The 24,677-nt window shown below is 65.1% G+C and carries 17 protein-coding genes; 13 read left to right on the top strand and 4 right to left on the bottom strand.

Going from position 1 to position 24,677, the window contains the following annotated elements; genetic code table 11:
• Window positions 1-221 precede the first annotated feature (221 nt).
• Together QA645_RS33910 and glyS are read left to right on the top strand one after the other, a co-directional pair.
• Window positions 222-1,157 carry a glycine--tRNA ligase subunit alpha gene (locus QA645_RS33910; RefSeq protein ID WP_282521540.1) on the top strand — a complete coding sequence of 312 codons (936 nt, stop codon included), beginning with the start codon at window positions 222-224 and terminating at the stop codon, window positions 1,155-1,157.
• On the top strand, window positions 1,157-3,346 hold the full coding sequence (gene glyS, locus QA645_RS33905; RefSeq protein ID WP_283045578.1) for a glycine--tRNA ligase subunit beta: 2,190 nt from the start codon (window positions 1,157-1,159) through the stop codon (window positions 3,344-3,346). Before QA645_RS33910 ends, glyS begins: the two co-directional genes overlap by 1 nt.
• 114 nt (window positions 3,347-3,460) lie before the next feature.
• Here the strand turns inward: glyS and QA645_RS33900 are convergent, their stop codons facing one another.
• The gene (locus tag QA645_RS33900) at window positions 3,461-3,814 is read right to left on the bottom strand and encodes a DUF1236 domain-containing protein (RefSeq protein ID WP_254129371.1); all 354 of its coding nucleotides are present in this window, start codon (window positions 3,812-3,814) and stop codon (window positions 3,461-3,463) included.
• Between the two features lie 221 nt (window positions 3,815-4,035).
• Between QA645_RS33900 and QA645_RS33895 the strand changes: the two genes are divergently transcribed.
• The 3 genes from QA645_RS33895 to QA645_RS33885 all read left to right on the top strand — a co-directional run bounded on the left by QA645_RS33895 (window position 4,036) and on the right by QA645_RS33885 (window position 9,212).
• Entirely contained in the window at window positions 4,036-4,191 is a 156-nt protein-coding gene (locus QA645_RS33895) for a DUF3096 domain-containing protein (protein WP_007607177.1), read from the top strand.
• A gap of 96 nt (window positions 4,192-4,287) precedes the next feature.
• Window positions 4,288-7,248, top strand: coding sequence for a pyruvate, phosphate dikinase (gene ppdK, locus QA645_RS33890; protein ID WP_283045574.1), 2,961 nt, complete (start codon window positions 4,288-4,290; stop codon window positions 7,246-7,248).
• A gap of 509 nt (window positions 7,249-7,757) precedes the next feature.
• Window positions 7,758-9,212, top strand: coding sequence for a cell wall hydrolase (locus QA645_RS33885; protein ID WP_283045572.1), 1,455 nt, complete (start codon window positions 7,758-7,760; stop codon window positions 9,210-9,212).
• A gap of 113 nt (window positions 9,213-9,325) precedes the next feature.
• Here the strand turns inward: QA645_RS33885 and nadC are convergent, their stop codons facing one another.
• From nadC to nadA, 3 genes are read right to left on the bottom strand one after another with little or no spacing between them, the layout of a single operon-like run.
• Window positions 9,326-10,204 (bottom strand): carboxylating nicotinate-nucleotide diphosphorylase, encoded by an 879-nt coding sequence (gene nadC / locus QA645_RS33880; protein WP_283045571.1) that lies wholly within the window; start codon window positions 10,202-10,204, stop codon window positions 9,326-9,328.
• 11 nt (window positions 10,205-10,215) lie between these two features.
• Window positions 10,216-11,823 carry an L-aspartate oxidase gene (locus tag QA645_RS33875; protein ID WP_283045570.1) on the bottom strand — a complete coding sequence of 536 codons (1,608 nt, stop codon included), beginning with the start codon at window positions 11,821-11,823 and terminating at the stop codon, window positions 10,216-10,218.
• A 9-nt stretch (window positions 11,824-11,832) separates the two neighbouring features.
• On the bottom strand, window positions 11,833-12,936 hold the full coding sequence (nadA, locus tag QA645_RS33870) for a quinolinate synthase NadA (protein WP_283045568.1): 1,104 nt from the start codon (window positions 12,934-12,936) through the stop codon (window positions 11,833-11,835).
• A gap of 338 nt (window positions 12,937-13,274) precedes the next feature.
• Between nadA and QA645_RS33865 the strand changes: the two genes are divergently transcribed.
• From QA645_RS33865 to QA645_RS33830, 8 genes are all read left to right on the top strand, one after another.
• The gene (locus QA645_RS33865) at window positions 13,275-14,528 is read left to right on the top strand and encodes an MFS transporter (protein WP_283045567.1); all 1,254 of its coding nucleotides are present in this window, start codon (window positions 13,275-13,277) and stop codon (window positions 14,526-14,528) included.
• Between the two features lie 41 nt (window positions 14,529-14,569).
• The gene (locus QA645_RS33860; protein WP_254192329.1) at window positions 14,570-15,556 is read left to right on the top strand and encodes an MDR family oxidoreductase; all 987 of its coding nucleotides are present in this window, start codon (window positions 14,570-14,572) and stop codon (window positions 15,554-15,556) included.
• A gap of 114 nt (window positions 15,557-15,670) precedes the next feature.
• Window positions 15,671-16,285 (top strand): hypothetical protein, encoded by a 615-nt coding sequence (locus QA645_RS33855; protein WP_283045565.1) that lies wholly within the window; start codon window positions 15,671-15,673, stop codon window positions 16,283-16,285.
• A gap of 168 nt (window positions 16,286-16,453) precedes the next feature.
• On the top strand, window positions 16,454-16,708 hold the full coding sequence (locus QA645_RS33850; RefSeq protein ID WP_283045564.1) for a hypothetical protein: 255 nt from the start codon (window positions 16,454-16,456) through the stop codon (window positions 16,706-16,708).
• Between the two features lie 202 nt (window positions 16,709-16,910).
• Window positions 16,911-18,653 (top strand): methyl-accepting chemotaxis protein, encoded by a 1,743-nt coding sequence (locus QA645_RS33845; protein WP_283045563.1) that lies wholly within the window; start codon window positions 16,911-16,913, stop codon window positions 18,651-18,653.
• A gap of 178 nt (window positions 18,654-18,831) precedes the next feature.
• Complete coding sequence (locus tag QA645_RS33840; protein ID WP_283045562.1) at window positions 18,832-20,538, top strand: methyl-accepting chemotaxis protein; 1,707 nt, start codon at window positions 18,832-18,834, stop codon at window positions 20,536-20,538.
• Window positions 20,539-20,732: 194 nt separating this feature from the next.
• A complete protein-coding gene (locus QA645_RS33835; protein ID WP_283045560.1) occupies window positions 20,733-22,703 on the top strand; it encodes a methyl-accepting chemotaxis protein in 1,971 nt (656 codons plus the stop codon).
• A gap of 284 nt (window positions 22,704-22,987) precedes the next feature.
• Window positions 22,988-24,676 (top strand): methyl-accepting chemotaxis protein, encoded by a 1,689-nt coding sequence (locus tag QA645_RS33830; RefSeq protein ID WP_283045559.1) that lies wholly within the window; start codon window positions 22,988-22,990, stop codon window positions 24,674-24,676.
• Window position 24,677 lies beyond the last annotated feature (1 nt).

Genomic DNA, 24,677 nt, shown 5'->3' with positions numbered 1-24,677 from the left:
ACCAACCGCTGCCGTAGGGTGGGCAAAGCGAAGCGTGCCCACGAGCAGCATCCGAATTCATCGAAAGACGGTGGGCACGGCGCAAGTGCGCCTTTGCCCACCCTAGGAGACCATCCTAGGGCATCCGTTAAGCCCGAATCCGCCCCTTTGCCTTGATTCCCACCCCCGCCGTCGATACGGTCCCGCGCGATTCAAACCCCCCGCGAGAGCCTGATCTGACGATGGACGCCTCATTGCCCGCCCATATGCGCCCGGAACGCTCGTTCCAGGGCTTTATCCTCGCGCTCCAGCGGTTCTGGGCCGAGCAGGGCTGCGTGATTTTGCAGCCCTACGACATGGAGATGGGCGCGGGTACCTTCCATCCGGCCACCACGTTGCGCGCGCTCGGGCCAAAACCCTGGAACGCCGCCTACGTACAGCCGTCGCGCCGGCCCAAGGACGGCCGTTACGGCGAGAACCCGAACCGGATGCAGCACTACTACCAGTTCCAGGTGATCATGAAGCCGTCGCCGCCGAACCTTCAGGAGCTGTACCTGAAGTCGCTCGCCGCGATCGGCATCGATTCCGCCGTCCACGACATCCGCTTCGTCGAGGACGATTGGGAGAGCCCGACGCTGGGCGCCTGGGGCCTCGGCTGGGAATGCTGGTGCGACGGCATGGAAGTCAGCCAGTTCACCTATTTCCAGCAGGTCGCGGGTTTTGAATGCGCACCGGTCGCGGGCGAGCTCACCTACGGGCTCGAGCGGCTTGCGATGTATGTGCAGGGCGTCGACCGCGTCTATGACCTCAACTTCAACGGCCGCGAGGGCGATGCGAAGGTCACCTATGGCGACGTCTTCCTGCAGGCCGAGCGGGAATATTCGAAGCACAATTTCGAAGTCGCCGACACCGCGATGCTGTTCGAGCAGTTCAAGATGGCCGAAGCGGCGTGCAGAAAGTACCTCGAAGCAGGCTGGAAGGACGGCAAGCGCGAAGCGCATCTGATGGCGCTGCCCGCCTATGACCAGTGCATCAAGGCAAGCCACGTATTCAACCTGCTCGATGCGCGCGGCGTGATCTCGGTGACGGAGCGGCAGAGCTACATTTTGCGCGTGCGCGAATTGGCAAAAGCCTGCGGCGAGGCCTGGATCCACACTGAAGCGGGCGGAGCGGCCTGATGCCCGATCTTTTGCTTGAACTCTTCTCGGAAGAAATCCCCGCGCGCATGCAGGCCAAGGCGGCCGACGATCTGCGCCGTCTGGTTACCGAAAAGCTCGTCGCCGAAGGCCTCGTCTACGAAGGCGCGAAAGCCTTCGCGACGCCGCGCCGCCTCGCGCTCACCGTGCACGGCATCCCCGCGCGCCAGCCTGACCTCAAGACCGAACGCCGCGGACCGAAGGTCGGCGGCCCCGATGCGGCCGTGCAGGGCTTTCTGAAGGCGACCGGCTTGAAGTCGCTGGATGAAGCCAAGATCCAGCGCGACCCGAAGGGCGACTTCTACATCGCGCTGATCGAGAAGGCCGGCCGCGACGCCATCGACGTGCTCGCGGAAATCCTGCCCGTCATCATCCGCACCTTCCCCTGGCCAAAATCGATGCGCTGGGGCGCGCGCTCGGGCAAGCCCGGCTCGCTGAGCTGGGTGCGTCCGCTGCATGCGATCACCGCGACCTTCGGGCCCGAGACGGAAGAGCCTGATGTCGTGAAATTCTCGGTCGACGGTATCGAGACCGGGCAGACCACCTACGGCCATCGCTTCATGGCACCCGCCGCGATTTCCGTGCGCCGCTTCGAGGACTATGAAGCGAAGCTGAAGGCGGCCAAGGTCATCCTCGATCCGCAGGCGCGCAAGGACATCATCTTCGCCGACGCCAAGGAATTGACGTTTGCGCAGGGTTTTGAACTCGTGGAGGACCAGGTGCTGCTCGACGAAGTGTCGGGCCTCGTCGAATGGCCCGTCGTCATGATGGGATCGTTCGAGGCGGAATATCTCGCGATCCCTGACGAGGTGATCCGCGCCACCATCCGCAACAACCAGAAGTGCTTTGTGGTCAAGGATCCCAAGACCGGGAAGCTGACCAACAAGTTCGTCCTTACCGCCAATATCGAGGCGACCGACGGCGGCAAGGTCATCGTCTCCGGCAACGAACGCGTGATCCGTCCGCGTCTGTCGGATGCGAAGTTCTTCTATGAGACCGACCGGAAGACGAAGCTCGAGGATCGTCTGCCGAAATTCGAGCAGATTGTGTTCCACGAGAAGCTCGGCACGCAAGGAGCGCGCATCAAGCGCATCGAGCGCCTCGCCGCGGAGATTGCGCCGCTGGTTGGCGCCGATGTCGCCAAGGCGACGCGCGCAGCGCATCTGGCAAAGGCGGATTTGCTGACCGAAGTCGTCGGTGAGTTCCCCGAGGTGCAGGGCCTGATGGGCAAGTACTACGCGCTGGCGCAGGGCGAGGACGCGTCCGTCGCTGCCGCCTGCGAGGAGCACTACAAGCCGCAGGGCCCCGCCGATCGCGTGCCGACCGATCCGGTCAGCGTCGCGGTCGCGCTCGCCGACAAGATCGACACGCTCGTTGGGTTCTGGGCGATCGACGAGAAGCCGACGGGATCGAAGGACCCGTATGCGCTGCGTCGCGCGGCGCTGGGCGTGATCAGAATTCTGTTGGAGCAGAGGAATCGTATTTCCCTGACACCAATCTTCCAGGATGCGATTGCGCTTCACATCATGCGCGGCAGTGACGCCGCGTTCGAAGACGTTGTTCGCGCCGTTCGCAATCCGATCCCCGATCCGACATTCCTCCGAAAAGGCGGGCCGATTGCCGGCGACAACCTTGCCTCGCTGATCGGCGATCTGCTCGCCTTCTTCGCCGATCGCCTAAAAGTCCAGCTCCGCGAGCAGGGTGCGCGTCACGATCTCGTCGATGCCGTGTTTGCGCTCGGCGGCCAGGACGATCTCTTGATGATCGTCCGCCGTGTCGAGGCGCTCGGAAAATTCCTCGAGAGCGACGACGGCAAGAATTTGCTCGCCGGCACCAAGCGCGCCAGCAACATTCTCTCGATCGAGGAGAAGAAGGACAAGCGCAGCTTCGACGGCGCTCCTGATGCCGCGCTCTACAGCCTCGGCGAAGAGAAGGCGCTGGCGAAGGCGATCGGCGAGGTGAAGGCCGAAGCAGGCACTGCTGTGGCCAAGGAGGACTTCGCCGGCGCGATGAGCGCGATGGCCAAGCTGCGTCCGCCGGTCGATGCGTTCTTCGACAAGGTTCGCGTCAACGACGACGATGCCAGGGTGCGCGAGAACCGCTTGAAGCTCCTCAACGAAATCCGCAGCGCCACGCGTGCGGTCGCGGACTTCTCGAAGATCCAGGATTGAGGCCGGCGCAAAAAAGCCCCACCCGGCGGGGGGAAGACCGGGCGGGGCCTGATGTCCGTTTGCACTGCTCGCGCCAGCCTGATTGATATGACGCGCCGGACACCTAGTTGATCGCTAGTCCATCACCTCGACGATGCGACGCGAGCGCGGCTCGACCAGCACGGTCTCTCCGTTCACGACGGTGTAGCGATAGGTCGTCGCGCCGAAACGTTGCGGCACGTCATAATAGGTGATGCCCGTTTCGGGTAGCGTGCCGCCGACGATCACGCGATCCGGAATGCTGAAGGCTGGCACACGTTGCTCGATGACATAGTCACGGAAAGCCGGCCGCTGTTCCACCGCGATGGTCGGGCCGCTATCGACCACGACAGGCGCACGTCCCACCGTGATCCCGGTTTGCGCCTGCGCCGCGATCGGCGCGCCGAGCGCGATGCCAAGCGCTGCGAGGGCGAGAATCCTGTTCCGCATGGACAACTCCTTCGAATTGATTTCAGCCGGCGCCAGTGGCGCGACCGGTTGCCAATGCTGCGGCGCGCGTGATGTTCCGGAAAAGGCCCGCCGCATACGCGGCAATTTCGGGCAGTTTTCGCGAAGCGGGGAACCCGTTGCGGCCTCGCGCGTCTCTACCCGCGGAACCGGGTCCGGTATGATCCGCCCGCGATTCGCCTTAACGCTCGGAAAGACAATTCATGCACATCACCGTCGCCCACATCTCGCCGATCCTGTCATTGCTCGCGGGTGTGCTCATCCTGATCATGCCCCGTCTGCTGAACCTGATCGTGGCGATTTTTCTCATCGTCAACGGGGCGATTGGGCTCGGTTTGTTGAAGTGGCTCCATCTCTAGGCCTTCATTTTCCGGAACTCTTCGACTTGCGCGGGCCTGCCCAAAGTGGTGTAAGGCGCGCGATTTCCCATTCCTCTCGCAGGTTGTGTGCAAGCTATGGCCAAAGCCGCCTCGAAGCCTAATAAAACTGCAGCGAAATCAAAGCCCTCGTCCAAGGCGAAGGCTGCGCCGGCGGCCCGCAAGGCGCTTCCCAAGAGCGCCGTGAAGAGCGCCCCCAAGCCGGTCGCCAAGGTCGCAGCGAAGGCCGCTGCCAAGCCTGCCGCGAAACCCGCGGCCAAGCCGGCCGCGAAGGCTGCGACCAAGCAGGCCACGCCGAAGGTTGCCGCCAAGGTCGCTGCGAAGGCTGTGCCCGCCAAGGCGGCTCCGGCCGCGATCAAGGCCGGCAAGTGGGTCTACACGTTCGGCGACGGCAAGGCCGAGGGCCGCACGGAGATGCGCGACCTCCTCGGCGGCAAGGGCGCCAACCTCGCCGAGATGGCCAATCTCGGCCTGCCGGTGCCTCCGGGCTTCACCATCCCGACCTCGGTCTGCACCTATTTCTATGCCCACGACAAATCCTATCCGAAGGAATTGCAGTCGCAGGTTGAGAAGGCGCTGGACCATGTCGGCAAGTTGACCGGCAAGGTGTTCGGCGACACCAAGAACCCGCTGCTCGTCTCCGTGCGCTCCGGCGCGCGCGCCTCGATGCCGGGCATGATGGACACCGTGCTCAATCTCGGCCTCAACGACGAGACCGTGGAAGCGCTGTCGGAGCTCTCGGGCGACCGTCGGTTCGCCTATGACAGCTATCGCCGCTTCATCACCATGTATTCCGACGTGGTGCTCGGCTTCGAGCATCATCACTTCGAGGAAATCCTCGACACGTTCAAGGACAGCCAGGGCTACACGCTCGACACCGACCTCACCGCCGAGGACTGGGTCGGTCTGGTCGGCAAGTACAAGGACGCGGTCGCGCGCGAGACCGGCAAGGACTTCCCGCAGGATCCGCATGACCAGCTCTGGGGTGCGGTCGGCGCGGTGTTTTCGTCCTGGATGAATGCGCGCGCGGTGACCTACCGCAAGCTGCACGACATTCCGGAATCCTGGGGCACCGCGGTCAACGTGCAGGCCATGGTGTTCGGCAACATGGGCGAGACCTCGGCGACCGGCGTTGCGTTCACCCGCAACCCCTCAACCGGCGAGAGCAAGCTCTACGGCGAGTTCCTGATCAACGCGCAGGGCGAGGACGTGGTGGCGGGCATCCGCACGCCGCAGGACATCACCGAAGAAGCGCGCAAGGAATCGGGCTCCGACAAGGCGTCGATGGAAGCGGCGATGCCGGAGGCCTTCAAGGAGCTGACGCGGATCTACACGCTGCTCGAGAAGCACTACCGCGATATGCAGGACATGGAGTTCACGGTCGAGCAGGGCAAGCTGTGGATGCTGCAGACCCGCGGCGGCAAGCGCACGGCCAAGGCGGCGCTGCGCATCGCGGTCGAGCTCGCCAATGAGGGCCTGATCACCAAGAAGGAAGCGGTGATGCGGATCGACCCCGCCTCGCTCGACCAGCTGCTGCATCCGACCATCGATCCCAACGCCAAGCGCGACGTGATCGCGACCGGCCTGCCGGCGTCGCCCGGTGCGGCCTCCGGCGAGATCGTGTTCTCCTCGGACGAGGCGGCCAAGCTCCAGGGCGACGGACGCAAGGTCATCCTGGTCCGCATCGAGACCAGCCCCGAAGACATCCACGGCATGCACGCCGCCGAAGGCATCCTGACCACCCGCGGCGGCATGACGTCGCACGCCGCGGTCGTCGCCCGCGGCATGGGCAAGCCCTGCGTCTCCGGCTGCGGCACCATCCGCGTCGATTACGGCCGCGGCACGATGAGCATCGGTTCGCGCACCTTCAAGGCCGGTGATGTCATCACCATCGACGGCTCGCTCGGCCAGGTGCTGGCCGGCCGCATGCCGATGATCGAGCCGGAGCTTTCCGGCGAGTTCGGTACGCTGATGAACTGGGCCGACCAGGTCCGCAAGATCGGCGTCCGCGTCAACGGCGATACGCCGGACGACGCCCGCACCGCAATCAAGTTCGGCGCGGAAGGCATCGGCCTCTGCCGCACCGAGCACATGTTCTTCGAGGAGACGCGCATCCGCACGGTGCGCGAGATGATCCTCTCCGAGGACGAGCAGTCGCGCCGTGCCGCGCTTGCCAAGCTGTTGCCGATGCAGCGCGCCGACTTCGTCGAGCTGTTCGAGATCATGAAGGGCCTGCCCGTCACGATCCGTCTGCTCGACCCGCCGCTGCACGAGTTCCTGCCGCACACCCATGCCGAGGTCGAGGAAGTGGCGCGTGCCATGAACACCGATCCGCGGCGTCTCGCCGACCGCGCGCGCGAACTGTCGGAGTTCAATCCGATGCTCGGCTTCCGCGGTTGCCGCATCGCGATCGCCTATCCCGAGATCGCCGAGATGCAGGCTCGCGCGATCTTCGAGGCTGCTGTCGAAGCCGAGAAGCGCACCGGCAAGGCCGTCGGCCTCGAGGTGATGGTGCCGCTGATCGCGACCAAGGCCGAGCTCGACCTCGTCAAGGCGCGGATCGATGCCACGGCGAAGGCCGTGATGCGCGATACCAATACAAAGCTTGCCTATCAGGTCGGCACCATGATCGAGCTGCCGCGCGCCTGCCTGCTCGCGGAACAGATCGCCGAGAGCGCCGAGTTCTTCTCGTTCGGCACCAACGACCTGACGCAGACGACCTACGGCATCAGCCGCGACGACGCCGCGAGCTTCCTCGGTCCCTACGTGACCAAGGGCATCCTCTCGATCGATCCCTTTATCTCGCTCGACCAGGAAGGCGTCGGCGAACTCGTCAAGATCGGCGTCGCGCGCGGCCGCAAGGCGCGCCCGAAGCTCAAGATGGGCATCTGCGGCGAGCACGGCGGCGACCCGGCCTCCGTTGCGTTCTGCCACAATGTCGGCCTCGACTACGTCTCGTGCTCGCCGTATCGCGTGCCGATCGCGCGGCTTGCTGCCGCTCAGGCAGCGCTCGGCAAGGTGGTCGCGAGTCAGGCGTAAGACGAAGAGACATACGAGATGCGAAAGAGGCGGGGCCGAACCCCGCCTCTTTTGTTTTGGTCACGCTCTCTCCACCCGTCATTGCGAGCGTAGCGAAGCAATCCAGACCACATACTCACTGTCATCGCCCGGCTTGACCGGGCGATCCAGTACTCCGAGACGGCAGTGATCTAATCGAGAAGCCGCAGCGTACTGGATGCCCCGGTCGAGCCGGGGCATGACAGCGGTTGTTGCCGCAAAAGCAGGACCGCACGCGTCCCATAATGGTACGCGCCGGCAAGAGTTCCTTCACCATTCGCGTTGACCAGTTGTTTACCCCGTTGCGTGGGCCCGCATTTACCAATGCGCAGCATCGCGCCGTGAAAACAGCTGACATCGCTTGAGTGTGCTTCATGCGCAACGACGATTAACGCCCCGGCAACCTAAATTAGATACTCACGATAAAGATCGAATTGCACGGACGTACTGCGGCTCGATCCTTCTAGTGTAAGCGTAGCGTGAGCGTATCGATGTTTGTGTTGCGTAACCATCCGAAGGGTGCGCGGTTCGCATCCTTCGGAATCGGTCTCTGCATCTTCGCATTGATGCCGAGAGAGACCGGCTATCAGGACATTGGCTCGTTGCTGGCGCGTCAGCCCGGCGTCGCCGAGCGTTGGCAGAAGCAGGTGTTCTCTGCAGCCTCGTCCATTCAGCTTGCCACTTACAGCTTTTCGCGCCCGATCGGGACTTCAGTGCCGCAGAGCGCGATGGTTCGCCTCGCGAGCCTCGATGGCCGCGACGTCACCGGCACCGTTACGCGCAATCCGGTGCTCCAGGCGCCGACGCGTTACCAGGCCTCCGATTTCCCCAAGGTCGATCGCGCGCTGAAGGGCGACCGTCTCGCCACCGTGACGCCCGCGCCCGAGACGGCAGCACCGGCCGCCGCGCCGCCGCAGCAGGATCCAGCGACCTCGAACAGCTCCGTGTTCGGCGCCAAGACCGCTGCGTTGCCGGTGGCGCAACCGCAGGCGATGTCGCCGGAGTCCGCCGCGGCGCTCGATCCCGAGCTTCAGGAGGCGATGCGCGCGCCGCCACTGCCGCAATATGCCAATCCGCCGAAGGCCGACGACAACGCGCTGTCTTTTGCGGCGCAGCCCCTCAATGCGCTCAAGCAGGCGACGGTCGTCGCCCCGCCGCGCGATCCCTTCAGCGTCAAGACCTCGAACCTGTTCTTCGGCAGTTCCTCGCTCGGCGGCAATGTCGAGAGCATCGAGAGCTGGCAGCCCGGCGCCGAGCCGCTGATCGTGATGCCCGACCCCGACATGAAGCTGGCCTCGCTGTCGCCGCCGACCGAGGACCTTGCGGGCATTGCCGAGAGCGGCGAGAGCGTCGCCCCGAAGGGCGAAGTCAACGCCGACAACCAGCGCGCCAAATCGCCGGCCGAGCGGCTGGCGCTGGACGAGAAGTCGCGCGCGAAGTCTGAAAAGTGCCTTGCCGAAGCGGTCTATTTCGAGTCTCGCGGCGAGGCCGTGCGTGGCCAGATCGCGGTCGCGCAAGTGGTGATGAACCGCGTGTTCTCCGGCAAATATCCGGACACCGTGTGCGGCGTGGTCTATCAGAACAAGTACCGCCACTTCGCCTGCCAGTTCACCTTTGCCTGCGACAACAATCCCGATGTGATCCGCGAGCCCGAGATGTGGGAGCGCGCCAAGAGGATTTCGAAGGCGATGCTCGACGGCCAGATCTGGCTGCCCGAAGTCGGCAAGTCGACGCACTACCACGCCTATTGGGTGCGTCCGTCCTGGGTCGCCGAGATGAAGAAGATGTACAAGACCGGCGTGCACACCTTCTATCGGCCGCGCAACTGGGGCGACGGCAGCGAAGAGCCGAGCTGGGGCACGCCGGCGCAGACCGCCGCACTCTCGGCCGAGCTCGTGCAGGAAGCCAAGAGCTCCGCCGAGATGGGCGTGACCGAGCGGCGGTAGGCGCTCGGAAGAAGATCGTCATGCCCGGGCTTGTCCCGGGCATCCACGTTCTTCGTGCCGTGCGGCAAGGCGTGGATGGTCGGGACAAGCCCGGCCATGCCGGAGTGACTACCTCACATCTCGATATCCAGCGCGCAATCGAAATTCGGCGCCGAATGCGTCAGCGCGCCGGATGAGGCGTAGTCGACGCCGGTCGCCGCGATTACCGCGATCGAGTCCAATGTGACGCCGCCCGACGCTTCCAGCGCGACGCGGCCCTCGCTGATCCGCACCGCCTCGCGCAGCGTCGCGATGTCCATGTTGTCGAGCAGCACCGCCTCGGCGAGGCCGGTGTTGAGCACCTCGCGGAGCTGCGCGAGCGTATCCACCTCGATCTCGATCTTGACGAGATGGCCGACATGCGCGCGGGCACGCTCCAGCACGGGGCGGATGCCGCCGGCGACGGCGATGTGGTTGTCCTTGATCAGGATCGCATCGTCGAGGCCGAAGCGGTGGTTGAAGCCGCCACCGCACCGCACCGCGTATTTCTCCAGCGCGCGCAACCCCGGCGTGGTCTTTCGCGTGCAGCAGATCCGCATCTTTGTGCCTTCGGTGCGCGCGACATAGTCCGCGGTCAGCGTGGCCACGCCCGAGAGCCGGCCGACGAAATTCAGCGCGGTCCGCTCCGCGGTGAGAATGGCGCGGGCCGGGCCGGAGATCGTCAGCACGGGTTGCCCGCGGGCGATGCGTGCGGCGTCGCGGACATGCGCGCGCACCTCGAGGTCGGGCGAAAGCTTTTGCAGGGTCGCCAGCGCGAGCGGTAGACCGGCGATGACGCCGGATTGCCGCGCGACGAGGATGGCCTGCGCCTTGGTCGTTTCCGGGATCGTCGCGAGCGAGGTGACGTCGCCGGCGCGGCCGAGGTCCTCGTCGAGCGCGCGATGCACGGCCTCGTCGATGGCGAGCGGGGAGAGGAAGGCGTCGGGATAGAGCAGGGAGGTCGGGGTGATCATGGGAGACTCCGTCAGGCGATCATGGATTGCGCGATGCGCGGCGTTGAATGCGCGGTGAGGCTGTCCGCGATCTCGCGCACAGCCGTGAGCGTGGTCATCGTCCTCTGCGCCAGCGCGGGCAGCTCCGCAGGATGGTCGGAGCGGAAATGCGCGCCGCGGCTCTCGTGACGGCTCCAGGCCGAGGCCGCTATGAGCAGGGCCGCTGTCGCCATGTTGCGGACAGCGATGCTCGTGGCCGTGCGCTCAAGCGCAGCAAAGCCGCGTACGGCATCCGCAAGTCCGTCGCGCTCGCGGATCACGCCGACATTCGCGCTCATCATCGCGCGCAGCCGCTTCACGGCAGCAGCATCCGGCGCGGCGCCGCGCGGCGTCACCAGCGCCTCGGGCAGGCGGGCAGGTGAGGGGATCGCGTGGCCGGCGATATCATCGGCGATGCGTGCGGCATAAACCACGGCCTCGAGTAGCGAATTCGAGGCAAGTCGATTGGCGCCATGCGCACCGGTGGACGATACTTCTCCGCCGGCCCAGAGCCCGTCGATCGAACTGCGGCCACGCGCGTCCACCGCGATGCCGCCCATGTGATAGTGCACGGCCGGCGCGATTGGGATCGGTTGCGTCGCCGGATCGATGCCGGCCGTGATGCAGCTTGCATGCACGGTCGGGAATTTTTCGGCGAAGCGCGCCCCCAGCGCTCGGCGTGCATCGAGAAACGCGCCGCGACCGCCCGCGACCTCGGCGAACACACCGCGGGCCACGATGTCGCGCGGCGCCAGTTCGGCGAGCGGATGCTGCGCCGCCATGAAGCGCTCGCCCTGGCCGTTGATCAGCGTCGCGCCTTCACCGCGCAGCGCCTCGGTCGCGAGCGGCGCGGGATCGCGGCCGACCATGATCGCGGTCGGATGGAACTGGACGAACTCCGGGTCGGCGATCACGGCGCCGGCGCGCGCGGCAATCGCAAGGCCCGATCCGTTGGCTTCGGTCGGATTGGTGGTGACGGCATAGAGATGGCCGATACCGCCGGTCGCAAGCACCACCGCGCGCGAGGCGATCATCACGGGCTTGGCGGCGAAATTTCCGGCCTCGCGCAACTGAAGTCCGGTGACGGCGCCGTCCTCGGTAAGCAGTGCTTCGGCGACAAAGCCTTCGATCAGGCGGATCGACGGCGTTCGCCGCACGGCCTCGCTCAGCGCCGCGGTGATCGCGGCGCCCGCGCCGTCGCCGCGGACGTGGACGATCCGCCGCGCCGAATGCGCGGCTTCGCGTCCGACGGCGAGTCGGCCTTCGAGGTCGCGGTCGAACGGCACGCCCAAGGCGAGCAGATCGTGAATGCGCGGTGCGGCCTCGCGCGCGATGCCGAGCGCGACCGCTTCGTCGACGATGCCGCCGCCGACCGCAATCGTATCCGCCGCATGCGCTTCGGGACTGTCGCCCTCGGCGACGGCGGCCGCGATGCCACCCTGCGCCCATGCGGATGATGCCCCCTGTCCGAGCGGCGCCGCCGAGATCAGCGTCACCGGCCGCGGCGCGAGTTTGAGCGCGCAGAACAGACCGGCGAGACCGCCGCCGACGATGACGACGTCGTCGGTGGAGCGGGTGAGATTGTGGATGTTGTTTGTCATGTCAGGCTCTCAATTCTTCAGATTGATCATCCGCTCGACCGAGCGCCGTGCGCGCTCCGCCAGCGCCGGATCGATTGTGACTTCCTCGCCGAGGGTCAGTAGGCTCTCCAGGATGTTGGACAGCGTGATGCGCTTCATGTGCGGGCAGAGATTGCAGGGCCGCAGCATTTCCACATCGGGCAGCTCGGCGCGAACATTGTCGGCCATCGAGCATTCCGTGATCATCACCAGCCGCTTCGGACGCCGCTCGCGCACCCAATTGATCATGTGCGCGGTCGAGCCGGTGAAATCGGCCTCTGCCAAAACATCAGGTGGACATTCGGGATGCGCGATGATCTGCACGGAGGGGTCGGCGTCGCGGAAGGCGCGCAGTTCGTCGCCCGTAAACCGCTCATGCACCTCGCACGCACCCTTCCAGGCGATGATTTTGACGTCGGTCTTCGAGGCGACGTAGGTCGCGAGATAACGGTCGGGCAGGAAGATCACGCTTGGCGCATTCAGGCTTTCCACCACCTGCACCGCGTTCGACGAGGTGCAGCAGATGTCGACCTCGGCCTTCACCTCAGCCGACGTGTTGACGTAGGCGACCACGGGCACGCCGGGAAACTTTTCGCGGAGCAGGCGAACGTCGGCGCCGGTGATGCTGGCGGCGAGCGAGCAGCCGGCGCGGGAGTCCGGGATCAGCACCGTCTTGTCCGGATTGAGCAGCTTCGACGTCTCGGCCATGAAGTGCACGCCGCATTGGACGATGACATCGGCCTTCACCTTGGTGGCCTCGACGGCGAGCTGGAGCGAATCGCCGCCGATGTCGGCGACGCCATGAAAGATCTCCGGCGCTTGGTAATTGTGGGCGAGGATCACCGCGTTGCGCGCGCGCTTCAGTTCATTGATCGCGTGAATCGTCGGCGCCATCAGCGGCCATTCGATCGGCGGGATCACATGCCTGACGCGCTCGTAGATCGGCGCGGTGGCGCGTTCGATCTCGCTCGTCCATTCCAGCGAGGGGCGCGGCAGCGCGTGGCCGGTTCGCGTCGGCGCCGGCGGGGCGGAGTTGGCCTGGCCCTGTGGCCGAGTGGCAAGATCGTCGGGGCCGTAAATTCCAGTGATCGGCATCGAAGCCTCCCGTGCGAGTTATATATGCTCAACATGAGTATATATTGAGCCTGAGAAATCCGGCCGAGAGGGCCGGTGGGTTTCGTCAGGTGCACATATACTCAATCTGAGTAAATCGAAGATAACACGGCATCGATGCCGCCACTAGGTCCCCTCGCACACATTCCCGTCAAGTCGTCCTCCTGCCGCCAGACGGCGCCGCAATGAAACGCAATGCTCCCGCGGCAGCCCCTCGTGGAACGCAATCATTTTCGGCTTGGGATTTTCATGCAGTTGCATTAAACGGCTGATGTGCGGCTGTCGATTTGCAGATCCGCCCAGGGCCGAGGAGGAACACCATGTCGATACAAGCGGGCGAACTCGGTCCGGCCTCTCGCTCATCGAACTGGCGCACGCCGGCCGTCATCATCCTCTGCGGCTGTGCGATCGGCATGCTGGGCTTCGGCCCGCGCTCGGCGCTGGGCTTCTTCGTGCAGCCGATGAGCCACGAATTCGCGTGGGGCCGCGACGTGTTCGGCCTCGCCATCGCCTTCCAGAATTTGCTGTGGGGATTGGGCCAGCCATTCGCGGGCGCGGTTGCCGATCGCTTCGGCCTATACCGCGTGATGTGCGTCGGCGCGCTGCTCTATGCCGGCGGCCTGCTGCTGATGCGCTATTCGTCGACACCGTTGTCGCTCAATATCGGCGCCGGCGTGATGGTCGGCTTCGGTCTCGCCGGCTGCTCGTTCAATCTCGTGCTGTCGGCGTTCACGAAGCTGCTGCCTGCCGAGAAGCGCGGCCTCGCGCTCGGTGCCGGCACCGCGGCGGGCTCGCTCGGCCAGTTCCTGTTCGCGCCGATTGGTGTCGCGCTGATCGACAATTTCGGCTGGCAGCAGGCGCTCACCGTGTTCGGCTTCCTGATGCTGCTGATCATCCCGCTGGCGCTGGCGATCTCGACGCCGCCGGTCGCAAGCACGGCCAATGCGGCACCTGCGGATGAGCAGACCATCACCAAGGCGCTCGCCGAAGCCTTCGGCCATCGCTCCTACGTGCTGCTGGTGCTCGGCTTCTTCACCTGTGGTTTCCAGCTCGCCTTCATCACCGTGCATCTGCCGGCGTTCCTGGTCGACCGCGGCATCTCGACGCAAACCGGCGGCTGGGTGATCGCGGCGATCGGCCTGTTCAACATCATGGGCTCGCTCAGCGTCGGCTATCTCCAGAATAGCTTGCCGAAGCGCTACATCCTCTCGACGATCTATCTCACCCGTGCGCTCGCGACGCTCGCTTTCATCTCGTTCCCGATCACGCCGTTCTCGGCGATCGCGTTCGGTGCGGTCTCGGGCCTGACCTGGCTGTCGACGGTACCGCCAACCTCGGCGCTGGTGGCCCTGATGTTCGGCACGCGCTGGCTCGCCACGCTCTATGGCTTTGCCTTCGTCAGCCATCAGGTCGGTGGCTTCCTTGGCGTCTGGTTAGGGGGCATCGTGTTCGAGAAGTTCGGTTCCTATACGCCGATCTGGTGGCTCTCGATCCTGTTCGGCGTGCTCTCGGCACTGATCAATCTTCCGATCGTGGAGAAGCCGGTCGCACGAGCGGTTGCGCAGCCTGCCTGATCGGCTAAACATCCCGGTCAAACAAGTCAGGGAGTTCAGCCGTGGCCACATTCAAGGCGATCAGGATCGACAAGGCCGACAAGGGCACCACCGCCGCGCTCACCCAGTTCGACGAAGCCGAGCTGATGGATGGCGACGTCACCGTCCGCGTCGAATGGTCGACGCTGAACTACAAGGACGGCCTCGCGCTCACTGGCAAGGCTCCAGTGGTACGCCGCTTCCCGATGATCGCCGGCATCGACTTTGCCGGCACGGTCGAAGCTTCATCGCATCCCGCGTGGAAGGCGGGCGACAAGGTCGTCTGCACCGGCTGGGGCATGGGCGAGACCCATCTCGGCGCCTATGCCGAGAAGGCGCGCGTCAAGGGCGACTGGCTGGTCGCTCTGCCGCAGGGCCTGTCGGCGCGCGATGCCATGGCGATCGGCACTGCCGGCTTCACCGCGATGCTCTCCGTGCTTGCGCTGGAGAAGCACGGCGTCTCGCCCAAGAGCGGCCCGGTGGTGGTCACGGGCGCTGCCGGCGGTGTCGGCTCGGTCGCGACCGCCGTGCTGTCCAAGCTTGGCTACCACGTCATCGCCTCGACTGGCCGCGCCTCGGAGGCCGACTACCTGAAGAGCCTCGGCGCTGCCGAGGTGATTGACCGCAACGAATTGTCGGCGCCGGCAAAGCCCCTGGCCAAGGAGCGCTGGGCGGGTGGCGTCGATAGCGTCGGCTCCACCACGCTCGCCAATCTGCTGTCGATGACGAAATATGGTGGTGCCATCGCCGCCTGCGGTCTCGCCGCCGGCATGGACCTGCCGTCTTCTGTCGCACCCTTCATTTTGCGCGGGGTGTGCCTTCTCGGCATCGATTCCGTGATGTGCCCGATCGAGCCGCGAAAAGCCGCCTGGCAGCGGCTGGCGTCCGACCTGGATCGGTCGAAACTATCTGAAATTACTACGGAAATTTCGCTCGCCGAAGTTCCGGAATGGGGCGCGAAAATCCTCGCCGGCCAGGTCCGCGGTCGCATCGTGGTAAAAATTGTCTAACGGCGTTCAGACTTTACCAACCAAGCTGCTTCAATGTCGCCATGGTTAGTATGGTAAGCAGCGGGTAAAGAGACAAGGCATCGCCCGCTGCGGGGGTTTGGTTCGGAGTTGAGCATGCTTGCGCGTATTGTGTTGGGGGCTGTCACGGCAGTCGTGACGTTTGCGCCGGCCATCGCCCTGGCCGGCAGTATGAATGCGGATGAGGCACGCCGCTTCGTGGCCGGCAAGGTATTCGCCTTCACCTGTTTCGACGGCACCCGCGGTGCGGGCCGCATCCTCGACGATCTCGGCGCCGCCGGCGCGGTGCAGTTCTCGGGCTCAGGCCCCGTGAAACATCTCCGCTTGCCCGGCAACACGCTCCAGATCCGTGGCCAGAACGTTTGCGCCTCGATCAAGGGCATTCCCTTCGAGCCTTGTTTCAACCTCGAAAAGACCGACGACCGCAGCTTCCGCGGCTCGGTCTCGGGCATGGGCTTTGCCTATTGCGACTTCCACCACCAGGGCGGCAACCAGATGCTGATGGCGCGCGCCGTTGCACGGCCGCGCTCGCTGCGTGCGCCGGAGCAGACCGGTTCGGTCAACACATCAAGCACCGAGGTCGCCGCGCGCGTCGAGACTCCGCGGGTCGAGAGCGGCCGGATCGAGCCGGTGAAGTCGGAAATGAAGTCCGAGCCCAAATCGGAGCCGAAGAACGAAGGTCCGCTCGAGCTGCGCCGCTCGACCGAGTGACATCCGGCGCAAAACTGCGCGCGCGATTTACCCGCCTTTGACGAATGCATCGCACGCGAAACCGCGGGCGCCGTAATCATACGGCTCGCGGTTTTTATGCCTTGGTAGCGACTGGCGCCCCAGCCTTGCGCAACGGCCGGGGGGCGGCCCTCAACAAGGGTTCAAAGAATGTCGCTGTATTTCTTCCGCATCAGCTCCGGTCGCTATTCCGGCGCCGCCGATCAGCCGTACGAGTTCGAGGATCGCGATGCCGCCTGGAAAGAGATGACCGAGGTCTGCTCCAATCTGCTCGGCAGCATCGTGCGCAATCTGAAGCCGAACGCGACGTGGAGCATGGAGCTGCTCGACGAGAACAAGGAGCCGGTGTTCCGGATCAGCCTTGCGGGCGAGGCCATGTGCTGCGAACCGCAGGGCGGACGTTAACGAGGACGGCACCTGCAAATCCGCGAGGCGGTGATTCCCTGCACGTGAAAGCTGTGCAAGTCCGTGAGCTTGAGCAGTGTTTCCAGTATTTCTACCCACGCGCGAGCGTCCGCGCTTAACGTTAATGAGCAACCTGCCGGTTAGCCTTCCCGGGCTGTTTACGCGCTTCGGCGCGGCCATGTGTACCCCTGGGAATATTGCAATGACGTTCATTCAAAACCTGCGGATTGGCACCAAGCTCGCCATCACCTCGGCGTTGACCATCGGCCTCGTCGCGCTGCAGATCTATCTGCAGATGAGTGGAGACGCCGAGGTCCAGAAGCTCAACGTTGGCGCGACGGGGCAGCAGGCGATTGCGCAGAATGCCGCTGAGGCGAAGGCCTCGGTGCGCGGGATGCAGATCGGCATCCGTGATATCATGATGTCGTCCTCGCCGGCGGAGATGCAAAAGGCGGCCACCTATTTCAACGACCGGCAGGCGGCGGCTGAGAAATTCACCGGCGAAATGGCCAAGCTCTCGCGCTCGCCGGAGAATCGCAAACGCATCGATCGCCTCGCCGTGCTGATCGACGACTTTCTGAAAGGCGAGCGGCAGATCGAGACGATCCGCAAGCAGGAGCTCGCGCTCGACGGCAAGAAGGACGGCGAAGCGGCGGCGCAGCTTGCGAAGCTGGTGGCCGAGGTCGATCGGGTCCGCAAGGAGACCCTGGCGCCGATCAACGAAGAGATATCGGCACTGACAGATCAGATCACGGCATTCGCCAAGCAGAGGGCCATCGAGACCCGCGCGGAAGCAGAAACGGAAGCCGCCTCCGTCGCGCGGACGTCCTTCATCACGGGCGTGCTGGTCGCGCTGTTCCTGATCGGTGCCTGCATCTTCTCGGTCTTCAGCATCGCACGTCCGATGCGCGCGCTGACGGTCGCGATGGAAAAGCTCGCCGGCGGCGACTTCTCGGTGGTGCTGCCAGGACTCGGCCGCAAGGACGAGGTTGGCGAGGTCGCCGGCGCGGTCGAGAAGTTCAAGATCGTGTCGGAGCAGAAGGCGCACCAGGAAGCGGAAGCCAAGATGCGCCAGGATCAAATCGCGGCCGAGCAGCGCAAACTGGAGATGCGCAGGCTCGCTGATAGTTTCGAAGGCGCGGTCGGCGAGATTGTCGGCACGGTATCGTCGGCTTCGACCGAGCTCGAAGCCTCCGCCACGACGCTGACCTCGACTGCGGAGCGCACGCAACAGCTCACCACCGTCGTCGCGGCAGCCTCGGAGGAAGCCTCCACCAATGTGCAGTCGGTGGCATCGGCGACCGAGGAGCTATCGTCCTCGATCACCGAGATCAGCCGTCAGGTGCAGGAATCCGCGCGGGTGGCGAGCGAGGCCGTCGGCCAGGCCCGCAATACGACCGAGCGCGTCAGCGAACTGTCGCGGGCGGCGACGCGTATCGGCGACGTCGTCGAGCTGATCAACACCATCGCGGGCCAGACCAACCTCCTGGCGCTCAACGCCACGATCGAGGCGGCGCGCGCCGGCGAAGCCGGCCGCGGCTTTGCCGTGGTCGCTTCCGAAGTCAAGGCACTCGCCGAGCAGACGGCAAAGGCGACCGGCGAGATCGGCCAGCAGATCTCCGGCATCCAGACCGCAACGCAGGAATCCGTTGGTGCCATCAAGGACATCAGCGACACCATCGAAAAGCTGTCCGAGATCTCCTCGACGATCGCAGCGGCCGTCGAGGAGCAGGGCGCGGCGACACAGGAAATTTCCCGCAACGTCCAGCAGGCCGCGCACGGCACGCATCAGGTTTCAGCCAACATCACCGACGTACAGCGTGGCGCGAGCGAGACCGGATCTGCGTCCTCGCAGGTGCTGTCCGCCGCGCAGATGCTGTCCACCGACAGCGACCGCCTGAAGCTGGAAGTGGGCAAGTTCCTGGAGACAGTGCGGGCGGCCTGATCAAACCCCGGCGGGAGTTCTGCGTCCTGCGCAACTCTCGCGGGGCGATTGCCGCGTTCATCGCGACCGAAACCCCGTGTTTCTACGGCGAACACGGTTAAGGGAACCGGAAAGAATTTGCGTGAAGGTCATGGAAATTCAGCCGCTTGCGCGGTGATCTCCGCGAAGGATTCAAGTTATGCATTTTCTCGGCCGCTTCCGCATCCTGAGCAAGATCCTCGGGATCGTCGTCCTGCTGTGCGGGATCGGTGCCGCGATTGCCTGGATCGGTGTCTCTGCCCTCGGCGAACTCAGCGAAAAGGCCGACGTGATGTCGACCTCCGCACGGCGGTCCTTGCTCGCGGCCCGCGCCAACCAGAACGTCATCGCGCTGAATCGCGCGGAATTCCGTAGTGCGCTCGACCCCCGTGATGACAACCGGCTCGCCGCGCGCGAGGTGATCAACGCTCAGCTCAAGCAGTATCAGGAGCGCTTCGACGAGGTCAGTCAGACCCCGGACGAGAAAGCCAAGGCGCTGCTCCCGGGGGTGCGCGACGCCTTCTCGGCCTACAAGACCCAGATGGATGCAACGCTCGCGGCAGTCGAAGCCGAGAAAGCATCGAAGCTGAGCGAGAGCGCCGACAAGCTGCGCGACGCGGCGCTCAAGAGCAGGACCGCCGCTGAAAATCTCCAGGGCAAGGTCCGTGAGCTCGCCGATCGCCTCAACGCCCGCGTCGAGGAGAAGAGCAAGGAGGCGCGCGAGCAGTACGAATCGACGTCGCGTTTCCTGATCGTCCTCGCAGGCCTCGGTGTCGTCATCGGCGGCGTATTGGGCTTCGTCATCGGCCAGTACGGCATCGCCAAGCCGATCCGCATGATCGTCGGCGTGCTGCAGGACCTCGCCAGCGGCAAGTATGAGGTTCAGATCGTCGGCCTCGATCGCAAGGACGAGGTTGGAGAAGTTGCCAAGACGGCGGAAGTGTTCCGCGACAACGGCCTCGCCAAGATCCGCATGGAAGCCGAGCAGAAAGAGGCGGAGAGCCGCGCAGCAGCGCAGCGTCGTCAGGACATGCTGCAGCTGGCCGACCAGTTCGAGAGCGCGGTCGGCGAGGTGATCGAGACCGTGAGCTCGGCTTCGACCGAGCTCGAGGCGTCCGCGACGACGCTGACGTCGACCGCGGAGCATGCGCAGCAGCTTGCGACTGTGGTGGCTTCGGCCTCCGAGGAAGCTTCCACCAACGTGCAGTCGGTCGCGTCCGCGACCGAGGAGCTGTCGTCTTCGATCACCGAGATCAGCCGCCAGGTTCAGGAATCGGCGCGCGTGGCGAGCGAGGCGGTCGGTCAGGCCCGCACCACGACCGATCGCGTCGGCGAGCTGTCCAAGGCGGCAACGCGCATCGGCGACGTCGTCGAGCTGATCAGCACCATCGCCGGCCAGACCAATCTGCTGGCGCTCAATGCCACGATCGAAGCGGCGCGCGCCGGCGAAGCTGGCCGCGGCTTTGCCGTGGTCGCGTCCGAGGTCAAGGCCCTGGCCGAGCAGACCGCGAAGGCGACCGGCGAAATCGGCCAGCAGATTTCCGGCATCCAGGCCGCCACCCAGGAATCGGTCGGCGCCATCAAGGACATCAGCGACACCATCGAACGCCTCTCGGAGATATCCTCGGCGATCGCGGCCGCGGTGGAAGAGCAGGGCGCGGCGACGCAGGAGATTTCCCGCAACGTCGCCCAAGCCTCGCAGGGCACCCAGCAGGTGTCGTCCAACATCACCGAGGTGCAGCGCGGGGCCAGCGAGACCGGCTCGGCCTCCTCGCAGGTGCTGTCGGCGGCACAGTCGCTATCTGGCGACAGCAACCGCCTCAAGGTCGAGGTCGGCAAGTTTCTCGGCACCGTTCGCGCGGCCTGACGCGCCCCCCAATTGGACACGAGTTACAAACGCCGCGCGATCGCGCGGCGTTTGCGCACGCGCATATTGCGGCGCCGCGACGAATGAGATGCAGGGTTAACCTTCCGGAAAAGCGACGCAGGCATGATCCCCGCAATATTCCGGGTGCTGAGTCGCCCGTCTGTATTGCGTCTTGAGCGTTTTGGAGCACCTTCATGAGCGGTCTTTCCATCCGCCTGACCCACAAGGTCATGGCGATCGGGCTCTTCGGCCTCGTCGGACTGGTCGCCTTCGGCGCGATCTACGAGATCGGCAGCCTCTCCCAGGACGCCTCCCGCGACGTCGCCAACCGCGCCCGTGCGATCGCCGACCTCAACAAGCAGATCTCGATCGAGATGCTGGAGGCCCGCCGCAACGAGAAGAATTTTCAGCAACGCCGCAACGAGAGCTATGCCAAGGCGCATGCCGAGCTGATCGGTCCGATCAATCGCGATTTCGACGAGGTCGAACGGCTGATGTCGGCGGGTGGCATGGGTGCCCTGTCCGACAGGACCAGGCAGGCCCAGGAGGGCTTCAGGCGCTACACCGCGGATTTCAACGCTCTGGTCGCTGCCGAAACCAGGCTCGGGCTGAACGAGACGCTCGGCCTGTCCGGCTCGCTCCGTGCCGCGGTGCATGACATCGAGGCGAAGCTGAAGGAGGTCGACGATCCCAGGTCGACGAGCTGGATGCTGATGATGCGCCGGCACGAGAAGGATTTCATGCTGCGGCGCGACCCAAAATACATTGCCGAAGTAAAGAAGGCCGCGGTTGAATTCTCCAAGGCGATCGAGGTCGTCGCCGTTCCCACGGCGGTGATGAACGACATCACGGCCAAGCTCCAGAAGTACCTGGCCGAGTTCGCGGCCTGGGCCGAGACCGCACAACAGAGTGCGGCCCTGGATGCCAGCATGATGAAGACCTTCCGCGAGCTTGAGCCGGGGATGGCCGAGGTCCGGACCAACGTCGATGTGATGTACAGGCAGGCCGATGCCGCTGAGGCCGCGACCCGCGACGCTGTCCGGTTCTGGATGATGATCGCCTTCGGCATCACCGTTGTCGTTCTTGCCGCGGTCGGCTTCCTGCTGGGGCGCTCGATCTCGCAGGCGTTGTCCGGCATGGTCGATGCGATGACGCGGCTTGCGCGCGGCGAGCTCTCGATTGTGGTACCCGGCATCGGACGCAAGGACGAGATCGGCGAGATGGCCGGTGCGGTCGAGGTGTTCCGAACCAACATGACGGAGGCCGAGCGGCTGCGCGCCGAGCAGGCGGAAGCCGACACACGACGGCGTGCGCAGCGCAAGGCGGACATGAAGCGCCTCGCCGATGATTTCGAAGGCGCGGTCGGCGAGATCATCGAGACCGTCTCATCGGCGGCAACCGAGCTCGAAGCCTCTTCCAATACACTGACGCGCGCGGCCGAGCGCTCCAACGGGCTCGCCACTTCGGTCGCGTCGGCCTCAGAGGAAGCGTCCGCGAATGTGCAGTCGGTATCGTCCGCGAGCGAGGAGATGACGTCGTCGATCTCCGAGATCAGCCGTCAGGTTCAGGAGTCGGCACGCGTCGCCGACGTCGCTGTCGAGCAGGCGCAGCGCACCAATGCGCGCGTCGGCGAGCTGACCAAGGCGGCGGGGCGCATTGGCGATGTCGTCGAATTGATCAACACCATCGCCGGCCAGACCAATCTGCTGGCGCTCAACGCCACGATCGAGGCCGCACGCGCCGGTGAGGCGGGCCGGGGGTTTGCCGTGGTGGCGAGCGAGGTGAAGGCGCTGGCCGAGCAGACCGCGAAAGCAACCGGCGAAATCGGCCAGCACATCGGCGCGATCCAGAACGCGACGGAGGACTCGGTCAGCGCGATCAGGGAGATCGGCGACACCATCGCGCGGATGTCGGAAATCTCCTCGACCATCGCCGCCGCCGTCGAGGAGCAGGGCGCCGCCACGCAGGAAATCTCCCGCAACATTCAGCATGCCGCGCAGGGTACCACTAACGTGTCGGCCAATATCGGCGAGGTCCAGCGCGGTGCGGGCGAGACCGGAGCTGCGTCCGCCCAGGTGCATTCGGCGGCGCAATCGCTGTCGCAGGAAAGCAACCGGTTGAAAAGCGAGGTCGCGCGCTTCCTCGATTCCGTGCGGGCGGCATGACGGTGAAGGTCGCCATGGACCGATGCAGCGTTGAATTGGTGTGCTGGTGTGGCGCTGCGGGATATTCGCGCGATCGCAACAAATAGTTGCAGCCGGGTTAAGTATCGAGAATCGGCAAAACCGTAGTTCTCCTAGGCTCTTGTTAACGCCTGTTTGCAACTATGGGCGCAATCTTACCGGATAAGAACCAGCCAGCATTGTTGGAATGACCACCGCCCACCGTCCGCCGCGACGGTCGCGGCGCGGGTGATTTGTGCGTTCAGCTATCATCGGGATTTGTCGTGATGTCGAAGTTGTCGATCGTCTTCAAGCTTCTGACCGTGTTGTCGGTCCTCGTGCTCTCGCTCGCGGGCGTCGGCGTCGTGGCGATCGGCACCATGCAGAGCATCAACTCCCACACCGTCGAGATCGCGCAGAGCTGGCTGCCGAGCGTTCGCGCGCTCGGCTCGATCCGTGCCGATGTCAACGAACTCCGCGTCGCGCTCCGCCTCCACCTGATGCAGGACACGGCCGAGGGCAAGGAGGCGGCCGAGAAGCGCCTCGCCTCGCTGCGCGAACGCATCGAGCAGACCCGCAAGACCTACGAGCCGCTGATCACGTCCGCCGAGGAGCGTTCCATCTACGGGCAATGGACGACGGCCTGGGGCGAATATCTCAATGGCGTGCAGGAAGTCATGGCGCTGTCGCGCAAGAGCCCAGGCAAGTTCCCGGCCGACGCCAACGAGCTGCTGCAGACCAAGGTCGCAAAGATGGCCCAGGCGGCCGATCCGCTGCTGACGAAGGACATCGAGCTCAACAACCGCGGGGCCGAACTGGAGACCCAGCAGGCGGCTGACAGCTACGCCACGATCTTCCGCGTGCTGGTCGGCATCATCATCGCCTCGGTCGCGATCGCGATCGGCGCTGCCTATTATCTCGTGCGCGACGTGTCGCGCGGCATTGCCTCGATCATCAAGCCGATGCAGTCGCTCGGCGAGGGCGACCTCTCGGCCGAGGTGCCGCATCGCGGCGAGAAGACCGAAATCGGCTCGATGGCGGATGCGCTCCAGATCTTCAAGGAAGCGCTGATTGCCAAGAAGGCCGCCGACGAGGCGGCCGCGCGCGATGCCGAAGACAAGATCGAACGTGGTCGCCGCGTCGATGCCATCACCCGCAAGTTCGAAGCCATGATCGGCGAAGTCGTCGGCACCGTCTCCTCGGCCTCGACCGAGCTCGAGGCATCCGCAACGACGTTGACCAACACCGCCCAGCGCGGTCAGGAGCTCTCGACCGCGGTCGCAGCCGCCTCCGAGGAAGCTTCGACCAACGTGCAGTCGGTCGCCTCGGCCTCGGAAGAGCTGTCGTCCTCCGTCACCGAGATCAGCCGCCGCGTGCAGGATTCGGCGCGCATGGCCGCGGAAGCGGTCGACCAGGCGGCGCGGACCAATGCGCGCGTCAACGAGCTGTCGCAAGCAGCCTCCCGTATCGGCGACGTCGTCGAGCTCATCAACACCATCGCGGGCCAGACCAATCTGCTGGCGCTGAACGCCACCATCGAGGCGGCGCGCGCCGGCGAGGCCGGCCGCGGCTTCGCCGTCGTCGCCTCCGAGGTCAAGGCGCTGGCCGAGCAGACCGCGAAGGCGACCGGCGAGATCGGCGCACAGGTCGCAGGCATCCAGGCCGCGACGCAGGAATCGGTCAACGCGATCCAGGAGATCGGCGGCACCATCGAGCGGCTGTCGGAAGTGTCGTCCGCGATCGCCGCCGCCGTCGAGGAGCAGGGCGCCGCCACGCAGGAGATTTCGCGCAACGTGCAGCAGGCCTCGCTCGGCACGCAGGAAGTCTCGATGAACATCACCGACGTGCAGCGCGGTGCGATCGAGACCGGCTCGGCCTCAACGCAAGTGCTCTCGGCGGCGAAGTCGCTGGCGACCGACAGCACCCGCCTCAAGGTCGAGGTCGCGCAGTTCCTGGAATCGGTCCGCGCGGCCTGAT

The sequence above is a fragment of the Bradyrhizobium sp. CIAT3101 genome, assembly GCF_029714945.1.
In the GTDB taxonomy this organism is placed as follows: Bacteria; Pseudomonadota; Alphaproteobacteria; order Rhizobiales; family Xanthobacteraceae; genus Bradyrhizobium.
The sequence above is the reverse complement of the archived record's forward strand: the minus strand, read 5'-3'. Positions and strand labels throughout refer to the sequence as shown.